This window comes from Actinobacillus ureae ATCC 25976, assembly GCF_000188255.1.
In the GTDB taxonomy this organism is placed as follows: Bacteria; Pseudomonadota; Gammaproteobacteria; order Enterobacterales; family Pasteurellaceae; genus Actinobacillus; species Actinobacillus ureae.
In genome coordinates this window covers 1,396,953-1,418,860 of the sequence record NZ_GL831080.1, presented here as the reverse complement: position 1 = coordinate 1,418,860, position 21,908 = coordinate 1,396,953, and the positions used below count along the sequence as shown (strand labels likewise).

The 21,908-nt window shown below is 40.3% G+C and carries 22 protein-coding genes; 14 read left to right on the top strand and 8 right to left on the bottom strand.

The features are described 5' to 3' along the window. Positions 1-2: 2 nt before the first annotated feature. Together HMPREF0027_RS06650 and HMPREF0027_RS06645 are read left to right on the top strand one after the other, a co-directional pair. On the top strand, positions 3-866 hold the full coding sequence (locus HMPREF0027_RS06650) for a hypothetical protein (RefSeq protein WP_005623333.1): 864 nt from the start codon (positions 3-5) through the stop codon (positions 864-866). Positions 867-972: 106 nt separating this feature from the next. Further along, entirely contained in the window at positions 973-2,823 is a 1,851-nt protein-coding gene (locus HMPREF0027_RS06645; protein WP_005623331.1) for an ATP-binding protein, read from the top strand. Positions 2,824-2,853: 30 nt separating this feature from the next. Here the strand turns inward: HMPREF0027_RS06645 and HMPREF0027_RS06640 are convergent, their stop codons facing one another. Beyond that, positions 2,854-3,417, bottom strand: coding sequence for a methylated-DNA--[protein]-cysteine S-methyltransferase (locus tag HMPREF0027_RS06640; RefSeq protein WP_005623329.1), 564 nt, complete (start codon positions 3,415-3,417; stop codon positions 2,854-2,856). Positions 3,418-3,501: 84 nt separating this feature from the next. Then, entirely contained in the window at positions 3,502-4,875 is a 1,374-nt protein-coding gene (locus tag HMPREF0027_RS06635) for a porin (protein ID WP_005623327.1), read from the bottom strand. 461 nt (positions 4,876-5,336) lie between these two features. Here HMPREF0027_RS06635 and HMPREF0027_RS06630 point away from each other — a divergent pair, with 461 nt between their 5' ends. The 11 genes from HMPREF0027_RS06630 to iscX all read left to right on the top strand — a co-directional run bounded on the left by HMPREF0027_RS06630 (position 5,337) and on the right by iscX (position 12,900). Beyond that, the gene (locus HMPREF0027_RS06630) at positions 5,337-5,789 is read left to right on the top strand and encodes an Rrf2 family transcriptional regulator (protein ID WP_005623325.1); all 453 of its coding nucleotides are present in this window, start codon (positions 5,337-5,339) and stop codon (positions 5,787-5,789) included. Positions 5,790-5,843: 54 nt separating this feature from the next. Continuing rightward, entirely contained in the window at positions 5,844-7,070 is a 1,227-nt protein-coding gene (locus HMPREF0027_RS06625) for an IscS subfamily cysteine desulfurase (RefSeq protein WP_005623323.1), read from the top strand. A 132-nt stretch (positions 7,071-7,202) separates the two neighbouring features. Next, the gene (gene iscU, locus HMPREF0027_RS06620) at positions 7,203-7,586 is read left to right on the top strand and encodes a Fe-S cluster assembly scaffold IscU (protein ID WP_005623321.1); all 384 of its coding nucleotides are present in this window, start codon (positions 7,203-7,205) and stop codon (positions 7,584-7,586) included. 140 nt (positions 7,587-7,726) lie between these two features. Further along, the gene (gene iscA / locus HMPREF0027_RS06615; RefSeq protein WP_005623319.1) at positions 7,727-8,050 is read left to right on the top strand and encodes an iron-sulfur cluster assembly protein IscA; all 324 of its coding nucleotides are present in this window, start codon (positions 7,727-7,729) and stop codon (positions 8,048-8,050) included. A gap of 9 nt (positions 8,051-8,059) precedes the next feature. Then, positions 8,060-8,581, top strand: a complete 522-nt coding sequence (gene hscB / locus HMPREF0027_RS06610) for a Fe-S protein assembly co-chaperone HscB (protein ID WP_005623317.1) — start codon at positions 8,060-8,062, stop codon at positions 8,579-8,581. Between the two features lie 47 nt (positions 8,582-8,628). Beyond that, positions 8,629-9,081 (top strand): DMT family transporter, encoded by a 453-nt coding sequence (locus HMPREF0027_RS06605; RefSeq protein WP_044024335.1) that lies wholly within the window; start codon positions 8,629-8,631, stop codon positions 9,079-9,081. A 27-nt stretch (positions 9,082-9,108) separates the two neighbouring features. Continuing rightward, positions 9,109-9,741: a DUF2625 family protein gene (locus HMPREF0027_RS06600; protein WP_005623315.1), complete on the top strand. Its 633-nt coding sequence runs from the start codon at positions 9,109-9,111 to the stop codon at positions 9,739-9,741. 222 nt (positions 9,742-9,963) lie between these two features. Then, positions 9,964-10,254 carry an endonuclease domain-containing protein gene (locus HMPREF0027_RS11755; protein WP_309570070.1) on the top strand — a complete coding sequence of 97 codons (291 nt, stop codon included), beginning with the start codon at positions 9,964-9,966 and terminating at the stop codon, positions 10,252-10,254. 137 nt (positions 10,255-10,391) lie between these two features. Continuing rightward, positions 10,392-12,245: a Fe-S protein assembly chaperone HscA gene (hscA, locus tag HMPREF0027_RS06595; RefSeq protein ID WP_005623314.1), complete on the top strand. Its 1,854-nt coding sequence runs from the start codon at positions 10,392-10,394 to the stop codon at positions 12,243-12,245. 119 nt (positions 12,246-12,364) lie between these two features. After that, on the top strand, positions 12,365-12,706 hold the full coding sequence (gene fdx, locus HMPREF0027_RS06590; protein ID WP_005623313.1) for an ISC system 2Fe-2S type ferredoxin: 342 nt from the start codon (positions 12,365-12,367) through the stop codon (positions 12,704-12,706). Beyond that, on the top strand, positions 12,706-12,900 hold the full coding sequence (gene iscX, locus HMPREF0027_RS06585) for a Fe-S cluster assembly protein IscX (protein ID WP_005623310.1): 195 nt from the start codon (positions 12,706-12,708) through the stop codon (positions 12,898-12,900). Before fdx ends, iscX begins: the two co-directional genes overlap by 1 nt. A gap of 61 nt (positions 12,901-12,961) precedes the next feature. Here the strand turns inward: iscX and HMPREF0027_RS06580 are convergent, their stop codons facing one another. The 3 genes from HMPREF0027_RS06580 to HMPREF0027_RS06570 form a co-directional block, all read right to left on the bottom strand. Continuing rightward, positions 12,962-15,679, bottom strand: coding sequence for a TonB-dependent receptor (locus HMPREF0027_RS06580; protein WP_005623309.1), 2,718 nt, complete (start codon positions 15,677-15,679; stop codon positions 12,962-12,964). Positions 15,680-15,777: 98 nt separating this feature from the next. Continuing rightward, complete coding sequence (locus HMPREF0027_RS06575; RefSeq protein ID WP_005623307.1) at positions 15,778-17,052, bottom strand: multifunctional CCA addition/repair protein; 1,275 nt, start codon at positions 17,050-17,052, stop codon at positions 15,778-15,780. A gap of 104 nt (positions 17,053-17,156) precedes the next feature. Next, on the bottom strand, positions 17,157-17,666 hold the full coding sequence (locus tag HMPREF0027_RS06570; RefSeq protein ID WP_005623305.1) for a peptidylprolyl isomerase: 510 nt from the start codon (positions 17,664-17,666) through the stop codon (positions 17,157-17,159). Between the two features lie 144 nt (positions 17,667-17,810). Here HMPREF0027_RS06570 and cysS point away from each other — a divergent pair, with 144 nt between their 5' ends. Further along, positions 17,811-19,190 carry a cysteine--tRNA ligase gene (gene cysS, locus HMPREF0027_RS06565; protein WP_005623303.1) on the top strand — a complete coding sequence of 460 codons (1,380 nt, stop codon included), beginning with the start codon at positions 17,811-17,813 and terminating at the stop codon, positions 19,188-19,190. A gap of 47 nt (positions 19,191-19,237) precedes the next feature. Here cysS and HMPREF0027_RS12625 read toward each other — a convergent pair whose 3' ends face one another. From HMPREF0027_RS12625 to HMPREF0027_RS06555, 3 genes are all read right to left on the bottom strand, one after another. Next, positions 19,238-19,744, bottom strand: a complete 507-nt coding sequence (locus HMPREF0027_RS12625; protein WP_419900963.1) for a hypothetical protein — start codon at positions 19,742-19,744, stop codon at positions 19,238-19,240. Next, the gene (locus HMPREF0027_RS06560) at positions 19,720-20,727 is read right to left on the bottom strand and encodes an L-arabinose isomerase family protein (protein ID WP_005623298.1); all 1,008 of its coding nucleotides are present in this window, start codon (positions 20,725-20,727) and stop codon (positions 19,720-19,722) included. The genes HMPREF0027_RS12625 and HMPREF0027_RS06560 overlap by 25 nt, the downstream gene beginning before the upstream one ends. A 9-nt stretch (positions 20,728-20,736) precedes the next feature. Further along, a partial coding sequence (locus tag HMPREF0027_RS06555) for an FGGY-family carbohydrate kinase (protein WP_005623296.1) occupies positions 20,737-21,908 on the bottom strand: 1,172 nt, incomplete at its 5' end.

Sequence of the window (21,908 nt, the reverse complement as noted above, 5' to 3'; positions counted from 1 at the left end):
CCATGTTAGAACTTGTGATCGCTATTTTATGTAGCGTCTCTGTCGGTGTGTTGATTAAAGTCGCACGTCAAAAGCAAATTGCCATTGATCAAAGTATCGCAGTGAACTATATCGTCACGACTTCGATGACCTATTTTTTACTGAATCCGGATTTTAAAGGGCAAACCGTGGTTGATATTGTGGCGAATAACCCTTCGTCTTATCTGTTTTTTGCATTAGGTTTCTTATTACCAACCATTTTCCTGATTCAAGCCAAATCACTTGAATTTGCCGGCATTATTCGTACCGATGCGGCACAGCGTCTTTCGCTGTTTTTACCGATTTTGGCGGCATTTACCATTTTCGGTGAGCAAATTACCCAAAATAAATTAATCGCCTTAGTATTAGCCTTTGTAGCACTCGGTTGCTTACTTTGGAAAACGCATCACGGTATGGGTAAGGGCGGTAAAATTGCGATTATTAGCCTCGCTTGTGTGTGGCTAGGTTATGGTATGACAGATACACTATTTAAACAAATTGCCAAATCAGGTTCGGCTTTCCCGGTAACGTTGTTTATTGCCTTTGTCTTTGCCGGCTGTTTAATGTTTGCTTATTTGCTGCTTAAACGTACGCAATGGCATGTGCCGAGTGTGGTTGTCGGCTTAGTGTTAGGTGTATTGAATTTCTGTAATATTTTATTCTACATTAAAGCACACCAAATGATGAAAGATGATCCGACTTTAGTATTTACCGGTATGAATCTCGGTGTGATTTGTTTAGGGACATTTATCGGTGCGTTAGTGTTTAAAGAAAAAATTAATAAAATTAATTACTTAGGTGTATTAATTGCGATTATTGCCATTATCTGTTTATTTTATTGGAAATAATCCGATTTGAATCAATAATCGAAATTACCCAATAATGCGGTTTGAGCTATAATAAATCCTCTCCATTAGCTGATGGAGAGGATTTTTACGTTTTAAGGGGAGAAGAATGAAGCTAATCAAGCAATGTAGTCAAAATTATGTGAATTGGGTGCTACGCTTAGGTCGAACAAAGGCGGCTTTACTGGGCTTTTTTGTGTTGGCATTTTTTGCCATTATCGTCCAGGGCGCATTAACCTATTTATTCACCGGCGAAATTCAGACACGTGATATTTTACGTTCGATTTCCTTTGGTTTGATTTCCGCCCCTTTTGTGATTTATTTTTTCAATTTAATCGTTGTTAAACTGGAAAAATCACGTATTCAACTAGAACAAAGTATTTATGATCTCGGTGTGTTGCGTGAGCAGGATGCGCATTTAAATGCCACACTTGAAAAAAATAACCGAGACAAAAGTGTATTAATGGCAACCATTAGCCATGAATTACGTACACCGCTCAATGGCATTATCGGCTTAAGCCGAATTCTGTTAGAGGGAGAGCTAACTCAACAACAGCGAGAATATTTAAAAACAATTAATATCAGTGCGGTTTCATTAGGGCATATTTTTAGCGACATTATCGATTTAGAGAAAATTGATAGTCGCCGTATTGAGTTATTCAATAAAGAAGTTGAGTTTTCTCAGTTGATCAGCGACATCAGCAATTTTGCCAATTTAATGGCGGATCAACGTAAAATTAAATTCCATATCAGCTATTCGGATAATTTACCGAATTTCATTTTAGTCGATAACGCTCGTTTAAGTCAGGTATTATGGAATTTGGTCAGCAATGCGGTGAAATTCACCCCAGCAGGTGGTGATATTTACCTTGATGTGCAACGAGTAGATGACGATCATTTTAGTTTTAGCCTACGAGATACAGGTATCGGTATTCCGAAAAACGAACAGCGCAAAGTGTTTGCAATGTTCTACCAAGCGGAAAACTCACAAGAGAAAAAGGCACAGGGCAGTGGTATCGGTTTAGCTATCTCAAAACGTATTGCTAAGCTAATGGGCGGCGATCTCACCCTTGAAAGTGAAGAAGGCAAAGGCTCAACCTTTACCTTAACGATTCAAGCGGATACGGTTGAAGCGGAAAAAGCAGTTAAAATCAATGATCATGCACTCAAAGTCTTGTTAGTTGAAGATATTGAAGTGAATGTGGTGGTTGCCCGTGCGATGTTAGAAAAATTCGGCTGTGATGTTGATGTGGCGATGACCGGTGATGAGACGTTCGAGTTATTCGAGCAGAACAGTTACGATCTGATTTTACTTGATATTCAATTACCGGATATGACCGGCTTTGATATTGCAAGACAATTGCGTGAGCGCTATGAAAACGAAGAAGTGGATTACCTGCCGCTTTTAGTTGCGCTAACTGCCAATATTATGCAAACCAAACAAGAATATCAGCAACAAGGTATGGATGACGTATTACGTAAACCGCTTTCGTTAGAAGCGTTATCCGAATGTTTGAATCATTACTTTAATAGCGATTTTATGGAAAAAACTGGTGAAATTAGACCGCTTGTAGAAATGGAAGAGACGCTAAATTTACCTTATGATCGTAAGATATTATCCGAATTAATCGAAGTAATGGGAGCAAAAGCCGTATTAGCTAATTTTGCGTTATTTGCTAAGCTTATGCCGGAATACTTAGCTAATTTACAACACTATCTTACCGAGTGGCAGGCGACCGATTCTGCGGAAATGCGCAAAAATACAGCGGATGAGGCGCATAAAATTAAAGGCGCACTTGCCTCGGTTAGCTTAAAGCGCTTGCAGGAAATTGCTCAGTATGCCCAAACGGATAACGGTGAAATTTGGGAAGAGCATATTGCGCAGTGGGTGTTCCAAATTACACAGCAATGGCAAGCAGATCTTGCTTTAGCGGAGCATTGGGTAAAAGAAAATTACTAACGAAAGCGTAGTTTAGAATGGGAGAATAAGTTATTTATTTTCCCATTTTTTATGTTTAGGGTTGACGAATTCAATGCCTTTATCTTTAAAATCAATTCCTTCCAATTCCAATAAATAGCGTTTCGCCGGCAAGCCGCCACCGAAGCCGGTCAGCGTTTGGCTTTTGCCTAACACGCGATGGCAAGGCACGATGATTGAAATCGGATTACGACCTACTGCTCCGCCGACAGCACGCATTGCATTCGGTTTACCAAGCTGCTGAGCAATTTCACCATAGCTTGTTGTTTTGCCATAAGGAATGGTTAATAAAATTTTCCATACGGATTTTTGGAATTCCGTACCTTGTGGCGCCAGAAAATCCAAATGCTGGAATTCCAGTTTCTCACCTGCAAAATAGCGGTCTAAAGCGTTGCGAGTTTTGCAAAAAATTTCGAAAATTTGACCGCTTGCTTCAGTAGCAATTTGCCATTTCTGCGCATCAGTGGTGAGTTGTTCTTGTTCAAACTCAATACCGAGAAGTCCGTTATCATTGGCAATCAATAATAGGTTTCCGACAGGTGAGTGGTAATATTGATAGTGAATATTAGATGACATATTAACTCCGTTTTAAATAAAAAAGGCGTGTAATGAGTTTACACGCCTTTTGAGCATTCGTAATTGCCTATTTTGAGTCAAGCATTAGAATTTGTAGTTTAGATTTAAACCGTAAAGGTTTGCTTTTGAGCTAACTTGGAAGACCGCTGATTGACCTTCTTTAAAGCTATTTTTTTTACCACGAAGATGTGCAAAACCTACATCGGCAGAAAGATTTGGCGTAAAGCGGTAAGTCGCACCTACTGAGTACCATGTACGATCCGTATCCGGAATTGAGATTGATGGGTGTTTTACACTCGCATTTTCATCGTAAGCAAAACCGGTACGTAAAGTTAGCGCTTCATCTACATCATAAGAGAAACCGACTGAGTAACGTGATGAGTTACTGAAGCTTTCATCTTTATGGAATAATGTATTACCAGCAGAACCGTAAGCGGTTAAGCTTTTCAAGCGCTCCCATTCAGTGTATTTATAGCTATATTGTAATGCTAATTTCTCGGTTAATTTATGGAAACCTGAGAATTCCCAGTATGCTGGTAAATTAAGCGTTAAACGTCCCAGAACATATTCTCCACCGGTCGCTTGGGTGATAGGTAAACTCACGCCAGAATTTGCTAATTGTGCAAGTAGTGCGTTATAAGCTACAGGGAAATCATTTGAGTATTTACCTTTGAATTTTACATCTACCGCAGAATGATACGCTAAGCCCCAACGGTGGCTTTCATTTAATTCGTAGCTTAAACCTGCATTCCAACCGAATGACCATTCATCACCTTTGATTTGCGATACAGAAGTGTTTGCCGGCATATTGCTGAGTTGGTTCGCAACTGCGCTTAATTGGGTTGCTTGTACTGCAGGTAACTGGCTTGCACGTGCAGCTAATTGCTGAGCTATTGCCTTACCGCCTACACCTAAATGGCGCTGAACTTCTGCGTCTGCATGGATTGCATTTAAACCAAGACCGAAACTTAATCCGTTACCAAAGTTATATGCACCGCTTAAATTAAAATTAAGTGCGGTTAATTCTGTTTTACCGCCATAAACACCCGCATTGAAGTGTTCGTTATATTCAGATTTCAAACCATAATTTACGTTTACACCTCCACCTAATGAAAAATACTCATTGACAGGTGCTACAACATATAAATTTGGAATAATTGCGTTAGGGATAATATTGCTGTGAGATGCATCAAACGTACCGCCCATTTTTCCTGAAACGTGAACATCAGCATCAACTAGAATACCACCGGCTGAAATTTCTGTATTTTTGAATTTAGTCATTAATGCTGGGTTGGTTGCAACCACAGAAGCATTGTCTGCAACCGCAGCGTTACCTGCATAAGCCATACCTAAACTAGAAGTAGAAATTTCCGCTAATTGGAATGCTGCAGCGTGAGCGCCGGCAGCTGAAAATGTTAGAAGTGACGCTAAAAGCGTTTTGTTAAATTGGTTATTCATCTCATACCCTTCACTATGAATAAGATCTCTTTATGTGCTATTTTTGAGCGAGCAAGTGTTCACAATTTTTTAAAGTTCGCGAATTTTAATCGTAGCACTAGCAAGCGAGCAAGCGTCTTTACTTAAAATACTAGGAGTTCTGACCAGTGAACACTTGTTTTTCCATGTTATTAATTTATTTGACTTATTACCTGAGAAAATCGCTAAAGATTGGATTACTCAAACTGTTTTAGTCAGGATTATGATTTGAAGTAGATCAAAAATCATTTATAATTGTAGGGATTTGATTCAAATATTTTAAATTGATAACTTTTAGTTATTAAATAAGGCAATTGATGCCGATAATCATTTGTAAAACCTTTCAATGTGATAAGTGTAAAATTCTTGACTAAAATAGTCGGGTATATCACAATTCACTTAATTAAAAATCATTACTTTTGCTCTAAAGTGAGGAAATTATTATGAAATTAACGTCAAGAGGGCGTTATGCCGTAACCGCAATTTTAGATATTGCGCTACATGGAAAGTCTTTACCCGTAAGTCTTACCGATATTTCAGAGCGCCAAGCGATTTCATTGTCGTATTTAGAACAATTATTTGCTCAGCTACGCCGTGAAGGTATCGTACAAAGTGTACGTGGCCCAGGTGGTGGTTACCAACTGGGTAAGCAGCCTGAGGAAATCAGTGTGGGTATGATTATTGCTGCGGTGAATGAAAATCTTGATGTCACTAAATGTAAAGGTAGTGGTAACTGTAGTAAAAACTCACAGTGCTTAACGCACCATTTATGGGAACGCTTAGAAGACCAAATCGGTGTATTTTTAAATACGATTACTTTGGCAGAGCTTGTTGAAGAACACTCGGATCACGATTGTGAGAAAGAGCATTGCCACGATCATTCACACAAACACTAATTGCAAAAAATTCAATAAAAATGACCGCTTATTTCAAGCGAGTTAGGAGTAACAATGTCAGTTAAATTACCTATCTATTTAGATTATGCCGCAACCACTCCAATGGACGAGCGTGTTGCGCAAAAAATGATGCAATATATGACCAAAGACGGCATCTTTGGTAACTCGGCTTCACGTTCACACAAATTCGGTTGGGAAGCGGAAGAAGCGGTAGATGTTGCACGTAACCACATCGCAGATTTAATCGGTGCGGATAGCCGTGAAATCGTATTCACCTCAGGTGCGACAGAGTCTGATAACTTAGCGATTAAAGGTGCTGCACACTTCTACCAAACCAAAGGTAAACATATCATCACAGTTAAAACCGAGCACAAAGCGGTATTAGATACTTGCCGTCAGTTAGAACGTGAAGGTTTTGAAGTAACTTACTTAGATCCAGAAGAGGACGGTTTATTAGATTTAGCGAAATTAGAAGCGGCGATTCGTCCGGACACGATTTTAATTTCTGTTATGCACGTAAATAACGAAATGGGTGTTATTCAAGACATCAAAGCAATCGGTGAAATTTGCCGTGCGAAGAAAATTATTTTCCACGTGGATGCAACGCAATCAGTTGGCAAAATTCCGGTAGATGTACAAGAGTTAAAAGTTGACTTAATGTCTTTCTCAAGCCACAAGTTATACGGACCAAAAGGTATCGGCGGCTTATATGTATGCCGTAAACCACGTGTTCGTATCGAAGCGATTATTCACGGTGGCGGTCATGAGCGTGGTATGCGTTCAGGTACATTACCTGTACACCAAATCGTAGGTATGGGCGAAGCATATCGTATCGCTAAAGAAGAAATGGCAACAGAAATGCCTCGCTTACGTGCATTACGTGACCGTTTATACAACGGCTTCAAAGATATCGAAGAAGTGTATGTAAACGGTTCGATGGAAGAAGGCAAACGTGTAGATTCAAACTTAAATATCAGCTTCAACTTCGTTGAAGGCGAATCATTAATGATGGCGTTACGTGATATTGCGGTTTCATCAGGTTCAGCGTGTACTTCGGCAAGTTTAGAGCCTTCATACGTATTACGTGCAATCGGTCGTGACGACGAATTAGCGCACAGCTCAATTCGTTTCACTTTAGGTCGTTGGACAACCGAAGAAGAAATCGACTACACCATCGAGCTTGTGAAAAAAGCAATCGTAAAACTTCGTGAACTTTCTCCGCTTTGGGAAATGTTTAAAGAAGGTGTGGATCTATCAAAAATCGAGTGGAATCACCACTAATCAGTAGAAATATTGCAATGCATTTGCGTTGTTGAACCGCCTTGCCGTACTGATTGTACTGTCTACAGCGGTTCGCCTAGCAACTGCACACAATATTTTACTGATAACAGAATTTAACAGAAGGAATACAAAATGGCATACAGCGAAAAAGTAATTGACCATTACGAGAACCCACGTAACGTAGGGACATTTAATAAAGAAGCGGCGGATATCGGTACCGGTATGGTAGGTGCGCCGGCTTGTGGTGATATTTTACGTTTACAAATTAAAGTGAACGATCAGGGTATTATTGAAGATGCACGCTTTAAAGCTTACGGTTGTGGTTCTGCGATCGCATCAAGTTCTTTAATTACCGAATGGGTGAAAGGTAAATCTTTAGAAGAAGCGGGCGCAATCAAAAACAGCGATATCGCAGAAGAATTAGAATTACCACCGGTGAAAGTTCACTGTTCAATTCTTGCGGAAGATGCAATTAAAGCAGCGATCGCAGACTACAAAGAAAAACAAGCTAAGTAATATTTAGTTCGGATAACACGGAAAGCACGAAAACAAGCGGTTGTTTTTTCGCAAAATTTTGCAAAATCAACGTTTTCGGGTATTTCCGTGTTTTCCGTGGTAAAGCTCGTTTTCATTTAACAGATTAAAAAGGATAACTTATGGCAATTACATTGACAGAAACAGCAGCAAATCGAGTTCGTACATTCTTAGAAAACCGTGGTAAAGGGATCGGTTTACGTTTAGGAGTGAAAACATCGGGCTGTTCGGGACTGGCTTATGTGCTTGAGTTTGTTGATGTGTTAAATGAGGATGATCAAGTGTTCGAACAACACGGCGTAAAAGTGATCGTGGATGAAAAAAGCCTTGCCTATTTAGACGGCACGGAATTGGATTTCGTTAAAGAAGGTTTAAACGAAGGCTTTAAATATAACAATCCGAATGTAAAAGATTCTTGCGGTTGCGGCGAAAGTTTTAACGTATAGAGGCAAATAATGAATAATCCTTTTGCACTATTTGATTTACCGGTTCAATTTGAATTAGATAATACTTTGCTTTCCGAGCGTTATTTGGCATTACAAAAACAGCTTCATCCGGATAATTTTGCGAGCAGCTCTTCAGTGGAACAGCTTGCTGCAGTACAAAAATCGGCAGATGTGAATGCAGCGTTACAAACGCTTAAAGATCCGATTTTACGAGCGGAAGCGATAATTGAAATTCATACCGGTGAAGTAAAAAATCTCGAAGAAAAAAGTATGCGGGATATTGAGTTCTTAATGCAACAAATGGAATGGCACGAGAAACTTGAAACGATTGAACACCGCCACGATGAAGACGAATTAACCGCCTTCTTAAAGCAAATTAAAGCCGAACAAAAAGCCGTTTTGCAGCAATTGCAACAGACGCTAGAAGCGCAGCAGTGGCAACAAGCTAATGCCCTGACAGATCGCCTACGCTATTTTAAAAAGCTGATTATTCAAATCGAAAAAGTCGAAGAAAAATTCTTCGAGATGTAGTGGTATTAGCCGCATACAAGCGGTCGGATTTTAAGAGAATTTTGCAAATGTTTTTACCCTATATTTTGTTGGCATTAGTCGCCGGATCCGCCCTAGCAAGTCAAGCGGCAATCAATAGCCGCTTAGCGCAAGCAATGCTTGGTCAGCCGTTAGTTGCAGCGACAATTTCGTTTGCAACAGGTACAATTGCGTTACTGCTATTTTGTTTTTGGAAAACGGATTTAAGTGGTGCGTTACAACAGCTTCCGTCACAGCCGTTTTGGAAATTACTCGGTGGCATTTTAGGTGCCGGTTTCGTCTTTACCACGGTGTTTTTAGCCCCAAAAATCGGCATTACCAATATGCTGTTTTTTATTATTGTCGGACAGTTAGTGACGGGAGCGATTATTGATCATTTCGGTTTGTTTGGTATGGTGGCACGTCCTTTCCAATTAAATCAATTAATCGGGTTATTGACGGTTGCTTGTGGATTAGGGATTTATTTCTTAGCCCGAAAATAAGCGGTCGAATTTTAAGGAAATTTTGCAATGAAAGCATTAGAAGAATTATTAGATAAGCAATCAGCGTGGCTCATTTTAAGAGACTGGTTTACGCAAGCAAAAAATCATTATGAAATTTTAGCGAGTTATCCGGAAGATGCCGGTGCGGCATTGGTCGGAATGCAGCTTTCGACTCGTTCTCCAATGGGCGCAATCGTATATGAAACCGGTGGTATTTTTATTGATCACGGTTGGTTACGTATTTTAGGCTCAGGTAACGAAAAATTACCGAGAGGCTTATTCGACTGGAATTTCGGTAAAACCTTTAAACAATCGGGCGAACAACAGAGCTATTTATTAGTGGCGGACGATGCAATCGGCGGTTATTTTGCGATTAATGCCGGCGGCTTAGGCGATAAAGTCGGGCAAGTTTATTATCACAACCCGAAAACCAAAAAATGGGAACCGTTAAATTTAGGTTATTCGGAATTTCTCGGCTGGGCGTTAGCCGGCGATTTAGCCGATTTTTATAAAGACTTACGCTGGGAAAACTGGCAAACGGATATTGCGAATTTACAAGGTCATCAAGTATTAGAATTAGAAAGTAAAACCGCAGTACCGATTGAGCGCCACTACCAAGGCGTATTTGCACCGGAAAATATGGGTTATTCGGTAGCATAATTTTATCACTCTCTCCCCTTGTGGGAGAGAGACAGCTAAAAATAGCGTAAGGTTATTTTTAGCAGAGAGAGGGGGGAAATTCTCTTTTCTCGACTGAGATCACAAAAATATTTGAAAAATCATTTTCTACTTTCGCTAAATTATTTGGCGAGGTGGAATATGAAAGAAAAATTACTGCAACGGGCAAAGCAACTTCGTTCTTCAATGACATAGGAAGAGCATATTCTTTGGCAAGAATTACGAGCAAAGCGTTTTATTGGAATAAAATTTCAACGTCAGCAAGTAATAGGATTTTATATTGTTGATTTCATTTGTTTTTCAAAAAAATTAATTATTGAATTAGATGGTATTCAACATGTAGAGCGGCAATCTTATGATGAACAACGAACTAAATATTTAAATCAACAAGGGTTTAAAGTATTACGTTTTTGGAATAGTGAGATTCATACGGAATTAGATAGTGTATTAGATACTATTTTTTATGCACTAGATCTGAATAGTCCCTCTCTCTGATATTTGCTTCTGGACCAAGCAAATATCTGTCTCTCTCCCACAAGGGGAGAGAGAGTTAAGGAATACTTCGTTTTGACTGTAATTTATCACCCCGTTCACAAAGGTGAAAAAGCAATTTAAAAGAGAGATAAAAAATAATGGCATTACTTCAAATTGCTGAGCCGGGGCAGACGGCTGCGCCGCATCAGCATCGTTTAGCCGTCGGTATTGACCTTGGTACAACCAATTCATTGCTGGCAAGTGTACGTAGCGGGCAAACGCAGGTATTGTTAGATGATCAGGAACGTGCGTTAGTGCCGTCAGTCGTTCACTACGGCGAACAACAAAAAACAGTTGGGGTTGAAGCATTTGCACAGGCAAGCATTGACCCGCAGAATACGGTTATTTCGGCGAAACGTTTAATCGGTCGCTCGCTTGCAGACGTACAAACACGTTATCCAGATTTGCCTTATCAATTTATTGCCAGCGATAACGGCTTGCCACTCATTCAAACTAAGCAAGGTAATAAAAGCCCGATTGAAGTTTCAGCAGATATTCTAAGCCACTTAAATCGCTTTGCCGAACAACGGTTAGGCGGTGAGTTATCCGGTGTGGTGATTACTGTGCCGGCATATTTTGATGACGCACAACGTCAAAGCACCAAAGATGCAGCGCGTCTTGCCGATTTAAATGTATTACGTTTATTAAATGAACCGACAGCAGCAGCGATTGCTTACGGGTTAGATAGCGGACAAGAAGGCGTTATCGCAGTATATGACTTAGGCGGCGGTACTTTCGATATTTCGATTTTGCGTTTAAGTCGTGGTGTGTTTGAGGTATTGGCAACCGGTGGCGATACCTCACTTGGTGGTGATGATTTCGACCACTTACTTGCCGATTGGATTGCGGAACAGGCAAATTACAAACCACAAAATGCCAATGAACAACGTGAATTATTAACGTTAGCTACTCAAACTAAAGTGATGCTTTCACAAGCGGTCGAAACCGAGGTGAAATTTGCAAATTGGCAAGGTATGGTAAGCCGTGCACAATTTAACGAGTTAATTCAGCCATTAGTTAAACGTTCATTGATGACTTGCCGCCGAGCGTTAAAAGATGCCGGTGTGGAGGCCGAAGAAGTTCGTGAAGTGGTCATGGTTGGCGGATCAACCCGTGTGCCGTTTGTGCGTGAGCAAGTCGGCGAATTTTTCGAGAAGAATCCGTTAACCTCAATTGATCCGGATAAAGTGGTGGCATTGGGTGCGGCGATTCAGGCGGATATTTTGGTCGGTAATAAACCGGATAGTGAAATGTTGCTATTAGACGTCGTACCGCTTTCACTCGGTATTGAAACGATGGGTGGTTTAGTTGAGAAAATTATTCCGCGTAACACTACGATTCCGGTTGCGCGTGCGCAAGAATTTACTACCGCTAAAGACGGTCAAACCGCAATGAGTGTACACGTGTTACAAGGTGAACGTGAGTTAGTCGAAGATTGTCGCTCACTTGGTCGCTTTACGTTACGAGGCATTCCGCCAATGGTTGCCGGTGCGGCAACGATTCGTGTCACTTACCAAGTAGATGCGGACGGTTTGCTCAGTGTTACGGCAACGGAAAAATCGACCAACGTACAGGCTTCGATTCAAATTAAGCCGTCTTACGGTTTAACCGATGAAGAAGTTACGCAAATGATTAAATCTTCGATGACCAATGCCAAACAAGATATGGAAGCCCGTCAGCTTGCCGAACAGCGTGTTGAAGCGGATAGAACGATTGATACGGTCATTTCAGCATTGCAACAAGACGGTGCGGAAGTATTAAGCGTTGAAGAGTTTAAGTTAATTGAAGCGGAAATCGCAAAACTGATTCAATTAAAACAAGGTACGGATCGACAAGCAATTGCCCAAGGGGTGAAAGATTTAGATCTCGCGACACAAACATTTGCTGCGAAGCGAATGAATTTATCAATCCAAAAAGCATTAGCGGGTAAAGCCGTTGATGAGATTATTTAGTTTTTATCACTGAAAGCACGGAATACTCGGAAGATAGTATTTGCAAAGAATCGGCAAAATTCGACCGCTTGCATAAATGATTTCCGTGTCTTTCTAGGGTAAATCAAAGAGAGGATATTATGCCAAAAGTTGTTTTTCTTCCGCATGAAGAGTTTTGTCCGGAAGGTATGGTGATTGAAGCGCAAACCGGCGACAATTTATTAGAGTTAGCGCACAATGCGGGTGTTGAAATCCACCATGCTTGTGACGGTTCTTGCGCTTGTACCACTTGCCATGTGGTGATTCGTGAAGGGTTCGATTCATTAAATGAAACAACCGATCAAGAAGAAGATATGCTAGATAAAGCATGGGGTCTGGAAATGGATAGCCGTTTAAGTTGCCAATGTGTAGTTGGTGAAGAAGACTTAGTGGTAGAGATTCCGAAATATAACTTAAATCACGCAAATGAGGCGGCACACTAATGAAATGGTCAGATACCCGCATGATTGCGGAAAATCTTTATGATATGAATCCGGATTTAGATCCGACAAAGGTTCGTTTTACTGATATGCATAAATGGATCTGCGCAATGGAAGATTTTGATGATGATCCGGAAGCGTCAAACGAGCATATTTTAGAAGCGATTTTAACTATTTGGCTAGAAGAATACGAATAGTTGATTGCTTAAAGAAATAAATAGGGCAGTGCGAGATAATCGCATCGCCCTTTTTCATTGGTTAGAATTTCACATTTACTGCAAAGGTAAAATTACGTCCGATTTGCGGTACATAAGGTAAGAATGAGTTATGGATATAAATTTGCTCATTCAATACGTTATTTGCACGTAAAGAGAAGGTGTAATCGACATTTTTGATAATGCGATTGTAATCAATACCTAAATTCAGCAAGTTGTAGCCTTGGGTTTTATTTTCCGTTACTTTGCGGGCAATCATCCGCAGATCGTTATTCACATAATCTTTAATTTTGCAGTCGCCGTCACCTCGAGAACAACCTTCCGGAGTATGCAGTCTCGGCTTAATTGCAATGGTTGAAGTAGATACACGTTTTTGGGTAAACATACGTATATATTCTACGTTTGCAGACCAGTTCTGATTGAAATAGCCTTGCCAACGGAAACCTAAGCGAATAGGTGGAACACGTGGTGCGTTAGTCGCAGGGCGTTCAAGTTTGTCCGTGCCGATTTTACCCGGATACGTCAATACACAGTATTCCGGATCTTCTTCAATGTCATCTTTCGAACACTCTGGGTCTAAAGAAACAATTGGTGGCGCAACTAATTCATCTTTATTAGTAAAACCTACGCATTGGCTTAAATTTCCGCCACCAAGTAAACAATCGGCGTTGATATTTTTCTTGTCTAAGATAGGATCTTTATCATAGAAAGTCTTACCAATCACCGGCGATAATTTTCCAATACGTCCACGTACAATATCACCGAATAAAGTAATACTGTGATCTGGGTGGAATTGATAACTTACCTCTGCTTCTAATCCATAGAATTTTGCGGTGGTTTGGTTATAACGGCGTAAGTATAAATTCCCCTCTTTTTCTACGTTTTCATTAAAAATATAGTTATCGAAATTGTTGTAATAACCGCTGGTTTTATAGAATAGTTTATCGCCGCTGTGTCTAAAGGCTAATTCATAGTTATCCGATTTTTCTTTGGTTAAATCTTTATTACCATGCTCAAAAGAGCTGGTCGCTAGGTGTTTTCCCTGATAATACAATTCCATTGGTGATGGAATACGTTCGTTATGTGAATAACTAAATGATAAACGATTCTCCGGTGTGAAGTTCCAAGAAGCGGTTGTTGCATAAGAGAATGCATTTTGCTTATATGGAGTTAAATCAGGTTTAATCGGTGAATATACCTGAGGTCTGGACGGATCTTTTTGGAAATTATTCAGCGCATGATCCAGCAATTTTTGCTCATAATGTACTGGCGTTCTCTGTTTCTCATAACGCACGGCAGTATCTAAACTAAATTTACCTAAATTAAATTGTTCCAGGCCAAATAAACTAACGCTTTTATTTGTATGTGGTACAAGTAAATAAGGACGGTAACTATTCACGTTATTGTGTAATGCTTTAGTATAGGCTTCAGGTGATTCAAAATAGCTTGGTAGCAATACCTCACCGGCGCTAGCTTTTTGTGTTTGATATTGCAAACCGAACATTCCTTTAAAATGTTTGGTCGGCGTATGATGAAGTTCTAAACGGCTATTAAAGCCTTTATTTTTAAAAATCGCATTTTCACTGCCTTTATCAACAGTCGGATCACGCTCGATACTTTTCGGATTGCTTGCGCTTTGCGGATTACCCGGATCACGTTCGTCATGATAATAATCGGCAAAAGTAAGACTCAATTTCGCTTTATCTAACCATTTAAACGGTTGTAATAATTCTCCACGCACATCATATCGCTTGGTATTCATTAAAATATAAGGGTTATCATGTAAATGATTTACCGGTGTACCGGTCGGGTTACTTTCACTTGGGGCATTGTGATTATGCAGACAATGGGTATGTGGATTGTCAGAAATATCTTCATCACCCATTAGATGTGGATAAATAGAGAGGTAATAACGTCCGGAACCATACCACTGGGTGAAATGTTCTTTATCACTGTTACAATGAATATGCCCCGGAATGCTGTAGTGGTCTTTTCGTCGGCTGTAAGATGCGCCTAAATAGCCTTTGTCATGAATATAGGAAAGCCCGATAGTACCAACATTCGATTTATTATCACTGCCGGGTAAGTAGTGTAGCTGTTCCGATTCTGCTTGGAATTTAGGCACACGATAGTTATCGGCATTACGTTTTAAGCCTTCAAGGCGTAGAGCAAAATGATTGCCAAGTCCAAATGTAATACCGGCAGTATTCACCACTTCTTTACTGGCAGTGTTATAGCGAACGAGCGCTTCGCCTTCTAAATTTGGAAGGATCGCACCGGCAGGCATTTGGGTAGGAATTCGTCCGTCCACCACATTTACTACACCGGCAGGTGAAGCGGTGCTATATAAAAGCGTATTTGCACCTCGGACAATTTCAACTTGGCTGGCGAGCAAGGTATCCGTTGCAACAACATGGTCGGGGGAGAGTGAGGACATATCAATCACATCGGTACCGTTTTGCAAGATCTTAATGCGTACGCCGTCTTGCCCTCGAATAATCGGCTTACTCGCACCACCGCCAAACGGATTGGAATGTATACCTAGCTCGCCTGCTAAAGCATTACCTAGGGTTGCCGACCGATGTTTTAACTGTGATTTATCAACGACCTGATCGCTGATATTGTTAGCATTGTTGAGAGCTGAATCTCCCAGTTTGCTCTGTGCATTAACCTTCACTTCCTCTAATTCAATACGTTCTTCTGCCTGAGCCGTTAGACTTAATAACGTAAAGAGAGCCAATGTAATGGCATTTTTCTTCATTGTTTTTCCCTTTTATCTAATAAGAATAATTAAGAGAGCGCATTATAAAATGAATAAACCGTAAAAAATAGTGGAAATAACAAAAATCCATTAAATTTTTATGGTTTATAGAGGGTGAGAAGAAAATATAATGTGTAATCTATTTTTTTCTTTAGCATTGCGATCGCATTTGCTCGGCGTTTATTCAGTTCATCTCTAATCGCTTGTTTTTCAAAACCGTCCGCAATTACCTGCTGTACATCGACTTGGTTTGCTGCTTCAAAATAACGTTTGGCAAGTTCCGCTTGCGGATATTCTCTCTCTTCAAAACCTAATCTGCCTCGAGCATCCGCCTCACAAGCAAGTAAAAAATCAAAGAAACGTTGCGGTTTACGCCATACATCAAGTGCATTAAATACTTTTAATACGGTTTCCGGACGCAGTTCTGCCATTTTGTGGCAGTGAGTGTGATATTCAGTGACTAAAATAGCGAAATCTTTTACGTCTGTTGGCACTTTTAAACGATTGGATAACTCTCGAGCCGGTTTGATGCCTTTCACTTCGTGTCCGTAGTGGTGGGGAAGAATCTCTTTTTCGGTTAAGCCTTTACCTAAATCGTGGCAAAAGGCTGCCCAAAGTAAAGCGGTCGGATTTTTCGCATTTTTTGCAAGTCGTTTAGCTTGTTCGATGACAAGTAAGCTATGAATCCCGCTATCAATTTCAGGATGATGTTGTGGAGGCTGAGGCACACCGAATAAGCGGTCTAATTCCGGAAATAATACGGATAATGCACCGATTTCTCGTAATACTTCAAAATAGATTTGCGGATTATCGGTCGCAAACGCTTTTTGGGTTTCTAACCAAACACGCTCGGCAGTTAAGTGAGCCAATTCACCACAAGCGGTCATTTCTTGCATTAATTTTACCGTTTCAGGGGCGATCTTAAAGCCAAGGGAATGGAAACGGGCGGAAAAACGAGCTACTCTTAAAACCCGCAGCGGATCTTCACTAAATGCTGGTGAAATATGGCGAAGCAGGTGATTGGCTAAATCTTGTTTACCGCCGTATGGGTCAAAAATTTGACCGCTTGCGTCTTGGGCAATCGCATTAATGGTTAAATCTCGGCGGATAAGATCTTGTTCTAAAGTAACATCGGGTGAGAAGTCGCAGAGAAAGCCGTTATAGCCGACTCCGTTTTTACGTTCTTGGCGGGCTAACGCATATTCTTCTTTAGTTTTTGGATGTAAAAAAACGGGGAAGTCATTGCCGACTTGCTGATAGCCTTGTGCTAATAATTGTTCGGGCGTTGCGCCGACCACCAGATAATCCCGATCTTTTACCGGTAAGTTTAATAACTGATCACGGACTGCGCCGCCAACAAGATAAATTTGCATAGTGTTGTTACTTTTATGAAAGAGGATTCCATTTTGCAGAATTATAAAAAAATTTGACCGCTTGTGTTGAGTGCAAGCGGTCAAATTTCTAACTTATTTTGCGATTATGCAACGGTTACTGATTCAATCACGACATCTTCAACCGGTACATCTTGGTGGAAGCCTTTGTTGCCGGTTTTCACGCCTTTGATTTTATCAACCACGTCCATACCCTCAACCACTTCACCGAATACCGCATAGCCCCATTCTTGCACCACTTCACGACCAAACATTTCTTTTGAACGGTAATCTAAGAAAGTATTGTCCGCTACGTTGATAAAGAATTGTGAACTTGCTGAATGTGGATCAGAAGTACGAGCCATTGCTAGTGTGCCGCGTTTGTTGCTTAAACGGTTGTTCGCTTCGTTTTGAATCGGCGCTTTGGTTGCTTTTTCAATTAAGTCTGAAGTCATACCGCCGCCTTGAATCATAAAACCATCGATAACACGGTGGAAAATTGTACCGTTATAAAAGCCTTCTTTGCAGTAATCTTCAAAGTTTTTTGCGGTTACCGGTGCTTTTTCAAAGTTAAGTTCGATTTTAATGTCACCGAAATTCGTATGTAATGTAATCATTTAGATTTCCTTATAAGAGAGAAAAGGGAGTTTGGTGCGTTATTATTAAAAAGTTTGCGGGAAATTGCAAAAAAATCTCAAAATTAGACCGCTTATTCGCTATACTTCTAGGCATTGCAATAACAAATCAGTACAGAGGATGCTATGCTCAAAATTTATAACACTTTAAAACGTGAAAAAGAAGAATTTAAACCGATTAACCCGAACCAAGTTGGTATGTATGTCTGCGGTGTTACGGTTTACGATCTCTGTCACTTTGGGCATGGACGTACTTTTGTATCATTTGACGTGATTGCCCGTTATTTACGTTATTTAGGCTATAACTTACGCTATGTGCGTAACATTACCGATGTGGACGATAAAATCATCAAACGCGCGTTAGAAAATAACGAAACGTGCGATCAATTAGTCGATCGTATGATCGCTGAAATGCATAAAGATTTTGATGATTTAAATATTCTTCGTCCTGATGTTGAGCCTCGTGCGACCAAACATATTCCGGAAATTGTAGCGATGGTGGAAAAACTGATCGCAAACGGTCACGCTTACGTAGCGGCAGATGACGATGTAATGTTTGATGTGGAGAGTTTCAAAAAATACGGTGCGTTATCTCGCCAAAATTTAGAGCAATTACAAGCTGGCGCACGTGTTGAAATTAAATCGGTTAAGAAAAATCCGATGGATTTCGTGTTATGGAAAATGTCGAAAGAGGGCGAACCGAGTTGGCAAAGCCCTTGGGGTAACGGTCGCCCGGGTTGGCATATCGAATGTTCGGCAATGAACAGTAAAGAATTAGGCGAACATTTTGATATTCACGGCGGCGGTTCGGACTTAATGTTCCCACACCACGAAAACGAAATCGCACAATCTTGCTGTGCTCACAGCGGCGATTATGTGAATTACTGGTTACACACTGGTATGCTAACGATTGACGATGAGAAAATGTCAAAATCGCTCGGCAATTTCTTTACCATTCGCACCATGTTAGAAAAATATGAGTCGGAAACTTTACGTTATTTCTTCTTAACCGCGCACTATCGTAGCTTACTAAATTACAGCCTAGATAATTTAGATTTGGCACGCTCGGCGTTAGAGCGTTTATACACTTCATTACGCGGTTGCGATTTATCGGTTCAAGTTGCCGGCAGTGAACAGTATGTCGAAGCGTTTAAAGCGGCAATGGATGATGATTTCAATACACCGGGCGCATTAGCGGTGTTATTTGAAATCGCACGTGAAGTGAATAAACTCAAAACAGAAGATATGGCAAAAGCGAACGGTTTAGCGGTGCGTTTAAAAGAATTAGCCGGCGTATTAGGCTTGCTTTATCAAGATCCGGAAGCATTTTTACAAGGCGATGCGAATAACGATGAAGTCGCAGAAATTGAAGCGTTAATCAAACAACGCAACGAAGCCAAAGCCGCGAAAAACTGGGCGGTAGCTGATGAAGTACGTGATAAACTGAAAGCAATGAATATCGTGCTGGAAGACACTCCAAACGGCACAATGTGGCGTAAGGCGTAAAAATTAATCCCCCATTTGATGAAAATAGAATGGGGGATATTTTATATTTATTTAGCAAATTTATAAGCTAAATCATTCCAACGTAATTCATTTTTTAGTTGAGCTAATTCGGTAGTTTGATTGATATGGATAAATTCAATACCGAAATACTCGGCAAACGTACGCAACATTTCAGCGTCAATATCTAAACTGAATGCACTGTGATGTGCACCTCCAGCAAGGATCCATGCTTGAGTTCCTATGTCAAAATTCGGCTGTAGTTTCCAAAATGCGTGCCCAACCGGTAAATTCGGCATTTGATTTGGCGGATCGATAGCATCAAGATCGGCTACGACCATTCTGAAACGCTCTCCCATATCAACAACTGTCGCATTTACGGCTTTTCCTGCTTTTCCACTAAAGATTAAACGAACAGGATCTGCTTTACCGCCAATACCTAATGGGCGAATAGCTAATTTAGCTTTATTTTGAGCGATAGAAGGGCAAACTTCTAACATATGAGCTCCTAGCACAACTTGATTCTGCTCATCTAAATCATAAGTATAATCTTCCATAAATGAAGAACCATTTGGTAAACCATAACCTTAACTGCACGCACGAGTGCGGCTGTTTTCCAATCACCCTCTCCGCCAAAACCGTAACCTTGTTCCATTAAACGTTGTACCGCTAAGCCCGGTAATTGTTTAATACCGTTTAGGTTTTGGAAATTATCAGTAAATGCTTTAAATCCACCGTTATCTAAGAAAGTTTTTAAACCGACTTCAATACGTGCGGAATAGGCAAGGGATTCTCTTGCCGAACCATTTGCTTGCAATGCTTCTTCAACTTGATACAAGCGGTCATATTCTGCTAATAATTTACTAACATCATCATCAGAAACGGCATTAATCGCTTCGGCAAGTTCGTAAACACCATACCCGTTTACGCTGTAACCGAAGACTCTTTGAGCTTCTACTTTGTCACCTTCAGTCACTGCAACTTTACGCATATTATCGCCAAAACGAGCGATTTTGAGTTGTTTATGATCATAAATTGCAACAGCAACTCGCATCCAGCGATCTAATTTTTCTATTACGCTTTTATCTTGCCAATGACCTACAACAATAGTTCTTGGTAAACGTAAGTGAGATACTAAAAAACCGAATTCACGATCACCATGTGCGGTTTGATGTAAATTCATATAGTCCATATCAATGGTATTCCATGGAATATGACGATTAAATTGAGTATGGAACTGAACTAGTGGTTTAGAAAATGCTTGTAAACCAGTAATCCACATTTTAGCCGGTGAGAAAGTGTGCATCCATGCAATCATGTCAATACAGTTTTCTTGATTATTGGCTTCCTTACATACTGAGAATACTTCTTCCGGTGTAGTAGCAACAGGTTTTAATTTAATTTTTACAAACGGGTTTTGTTGATTTAGATAATTTACAATTTCTTTTGCATCGGTTTCGACTTGTTTCAACGCTTCCGGTCCGTATAAGTGTTGGCTTCCAACAATAAACCAGGCTTCAAGTGATTTGATAAATTCCATAAAAACTCCTTATGCTTTGAATGCTAAAACGGCTTCTTTAACGACCTCGATTCCTTTTCTATAACGCTGCATAAATGCTTCATATCCTTTAGATATTTCTACATCGGGTTCTGCAACCGAAATTGATGTCGAATTAAAAATTTGTTGATTCAGGTAATCATCTAGTGAATAACCTTTTTTGTATTCGTTTAGATAATTGGCAAGTAAAGCAATTCCCCAAGCACCACCTTCACCTGCGGTTTGCATGGTGGCAATCGGTACATTTAAAGCGGATGCTAAGATCTTTTGAGCCACATTTTCTGTTTTAAAAATGCCGCCATGACCAAGAATTTGAGTAATTTCGACTTTTTCTTGCTTCATTAAAATATCCATACCGATTTTCATAGCGGCAAAGGCGGTATAGAGATGAACTCTCATAAAATTAGCTAAATTGAAATGGGCATCGGCAGGATGCATGAAAGTAGGGCAACCTTCAGATAAACCGACAATGTGCTCACCCGAATAGAACCCGTAAGAGAGTAATTTACCGCAATCAGGAGCAGCTTCTAACGCTTTTAAAAATAGCGTTTGATATAGAGCATCGGTATCGCAGGGTAGGTTTAGTGCAGTAAGTATTTCTTTAAATAAACCAACCCAAGCATTAATATCTGAGGAATAGTTATTGGAATGCGCCATGGCAACCAGTTTGCCGGTTGGTGTGGTAACCATATCTAATTCTTCATATACCTTAGAGAGTTCTTGTTGCAATACAATCATCGCAAAGGCGGATGTACCGGCTGAAATATTTCCTGTTTTTTCAGTGATACTATTTGTTGCAACCATTCCCGTTCTGGCATCGCCTTCTGGAGGACAAAGTGTAGAACCGGCTTGTAATCTACCTGTAGGATCAAGTAATAATGCCCCTTGTTCAGTTAAAACTCCCGCCTTTTCTCCTGCAACCAACACTTTAGGTAAAATGTGTGAAATAGACCAATTAAAGCCTTTATTTGCGATTTTTTTATCGAATTGATTTAACATATGCGGATGGTGATTTTTACTGGCTAAATCAATAGGAAACATTCCTGAAGCATCACCGATACCAAGAACTTTCTCTCCGGTTAATTGCCAATGGACATAGCCTGCTAAAGTTGTAATAAAATTAACTTCGGCTAGATGAGATTCATTATTTAAGGGGCTGTAGT

Excerpts from the sequence above, each read along its gene's own strand:
- HMPREF0027_RS06650 (WP_005623333.1), top strand. The coding sequence starts at position 3 with ATGTTAGAACTTGTGATCGCTATTTTATGTAGCGTCTCTGTCGGTGTG.
- HMPREF0027_RS06645 (WP_005623331.1), top strand. The coding sequence starts at position 973 with ATGAAGCTAATCAAGCAATGTAGTCAAAATTATGTGAATTGGGTGCTA.
- HMPREF0027_RS06640 (WP_005623329.1), bottom strand. The coding sequence starts at position 3,417 with ATGTCATCTAATATTCACTATCAATATTACCACTCACCTGTCGGAAAC.
- HMPREF0027_RS06635 (WP_005623327.1), bottom strand. The coding sequence starts at position 4,875 with ATGAATAACCAATTTAACAAAACGCTTTTAGCGTCACTTCTAACATTT.
- HMPREF0027_RS06630 (WP_005623325.1), top strand. The coding sequence starts at position 5,337 with ATGAAATTAACGTCAAGAGGGCGTTATGCCGTAACCGCAATTTTAGAT.
- HMPREF0027_RS06625 (WP_005623323.1), top strand. The coding sequence starts at position 5,844 with ATGTCAGTTAAATTACCTATCTATTTAGATTATGCCGCAACCACTCCA.
- iscU (WP_005623321.1), top strand. The coding sequence starts at position 7,203 with ATGGCATACAGCGAAAAAGTAATTGACCATTACGAGAACCCACGTAAC.
- iscA (WP_005623319.1), top strand. The coding sequence starts at position 7,727 with ATGGCAATTACATTGACAGAAACAGCAGCAAATCGAGTTCGTACATTC.
- hscB (WP_005623317.1), top strand. The coding sequence starts at position 8,060 with ATGAATAATCCTTTTGCACTATTTGATTTACCGGTTCAATTTGAATTA.
- HMPREF0027_RS06605 (WP_044024335.1), top strand. The coding sequence starts at position 8,629 with ATGTTTTTACCCTATATTTTGTTGGCATTAGTCGCCGGATCCGCCCTA.
- HMPREF0027_RS06600 (WP_005623315.1), top strand. The coding sequence starts at position 9,109 with ATGAAAGCATTAGAAGAATTATTAGATAAGCAATCAGCGTGGCTCATT.
- hscA (WP_005623314.1), top strand. The coding sequence starts at position 10,392 with ATGGCATTACTTCAAATTGCTGAGCCGGGGCAGACGGCTGCGCCGCAT.
- fdx (WP_005623313.1), top strand. The coding sequence starts at position 12,365 with ATGCCAAAAGTTGTTTTTCTTCCGCATGAAGAGTTTTGTCCGGAAGGT.
- iscX (WP_005623310.1), top strand. The coding sequence starts at position 12,706 with ATGAAATGGTCAGATACCCGCATGATTGCGGAAAATCTTTATGATATG.
- HMPREF0027_RS06580 (WP_005623309.1), bottom strand. The coding sequence starts at position 15,679 with ATGAAGAAAAATGCCATTACATTGGCTCTCTTTACGTTATTAAGTCTA.
- HMPREF0027_RS06575 (WP_005623307.1), bottom strand. The coding sequence starts at position 17,052 with ATGCAAATTTATCTTGTTGGCGGCGCAGTCCGTGATCAGTTATTAAAC.
- HMPREF0027_RS06570 (WP_005623305.1), bottom strand. The coding sequence starts at position 17,666 with ATGATTACATTACATACGAATTTCGGTGACATTAAAATCGAACTTAAC.
- cysS (WP_005623303.1), top strand. The coding sequence starts at position 17,811 with ATGCTCAAAATTTATAACACTTTAAAACGTGAAAAAGAAGAATTTAAA.
- HMPREF0027_RS12625 (WP_419900963.1), bottom strand. The coding sequence starts at position 19,744 with ATGGAAGATTATACTTATGATTTAGATGAGCAGAATCAAGTTGTGCTA.
- HMPREF0027_RS06560 (WP_005623298.1), bottom strand. The coding sequence starts at position 20,727 with ATGGAATTTATCAAATCACTTGAAGCCTGGTTTATTGTTGGAAGCCAA.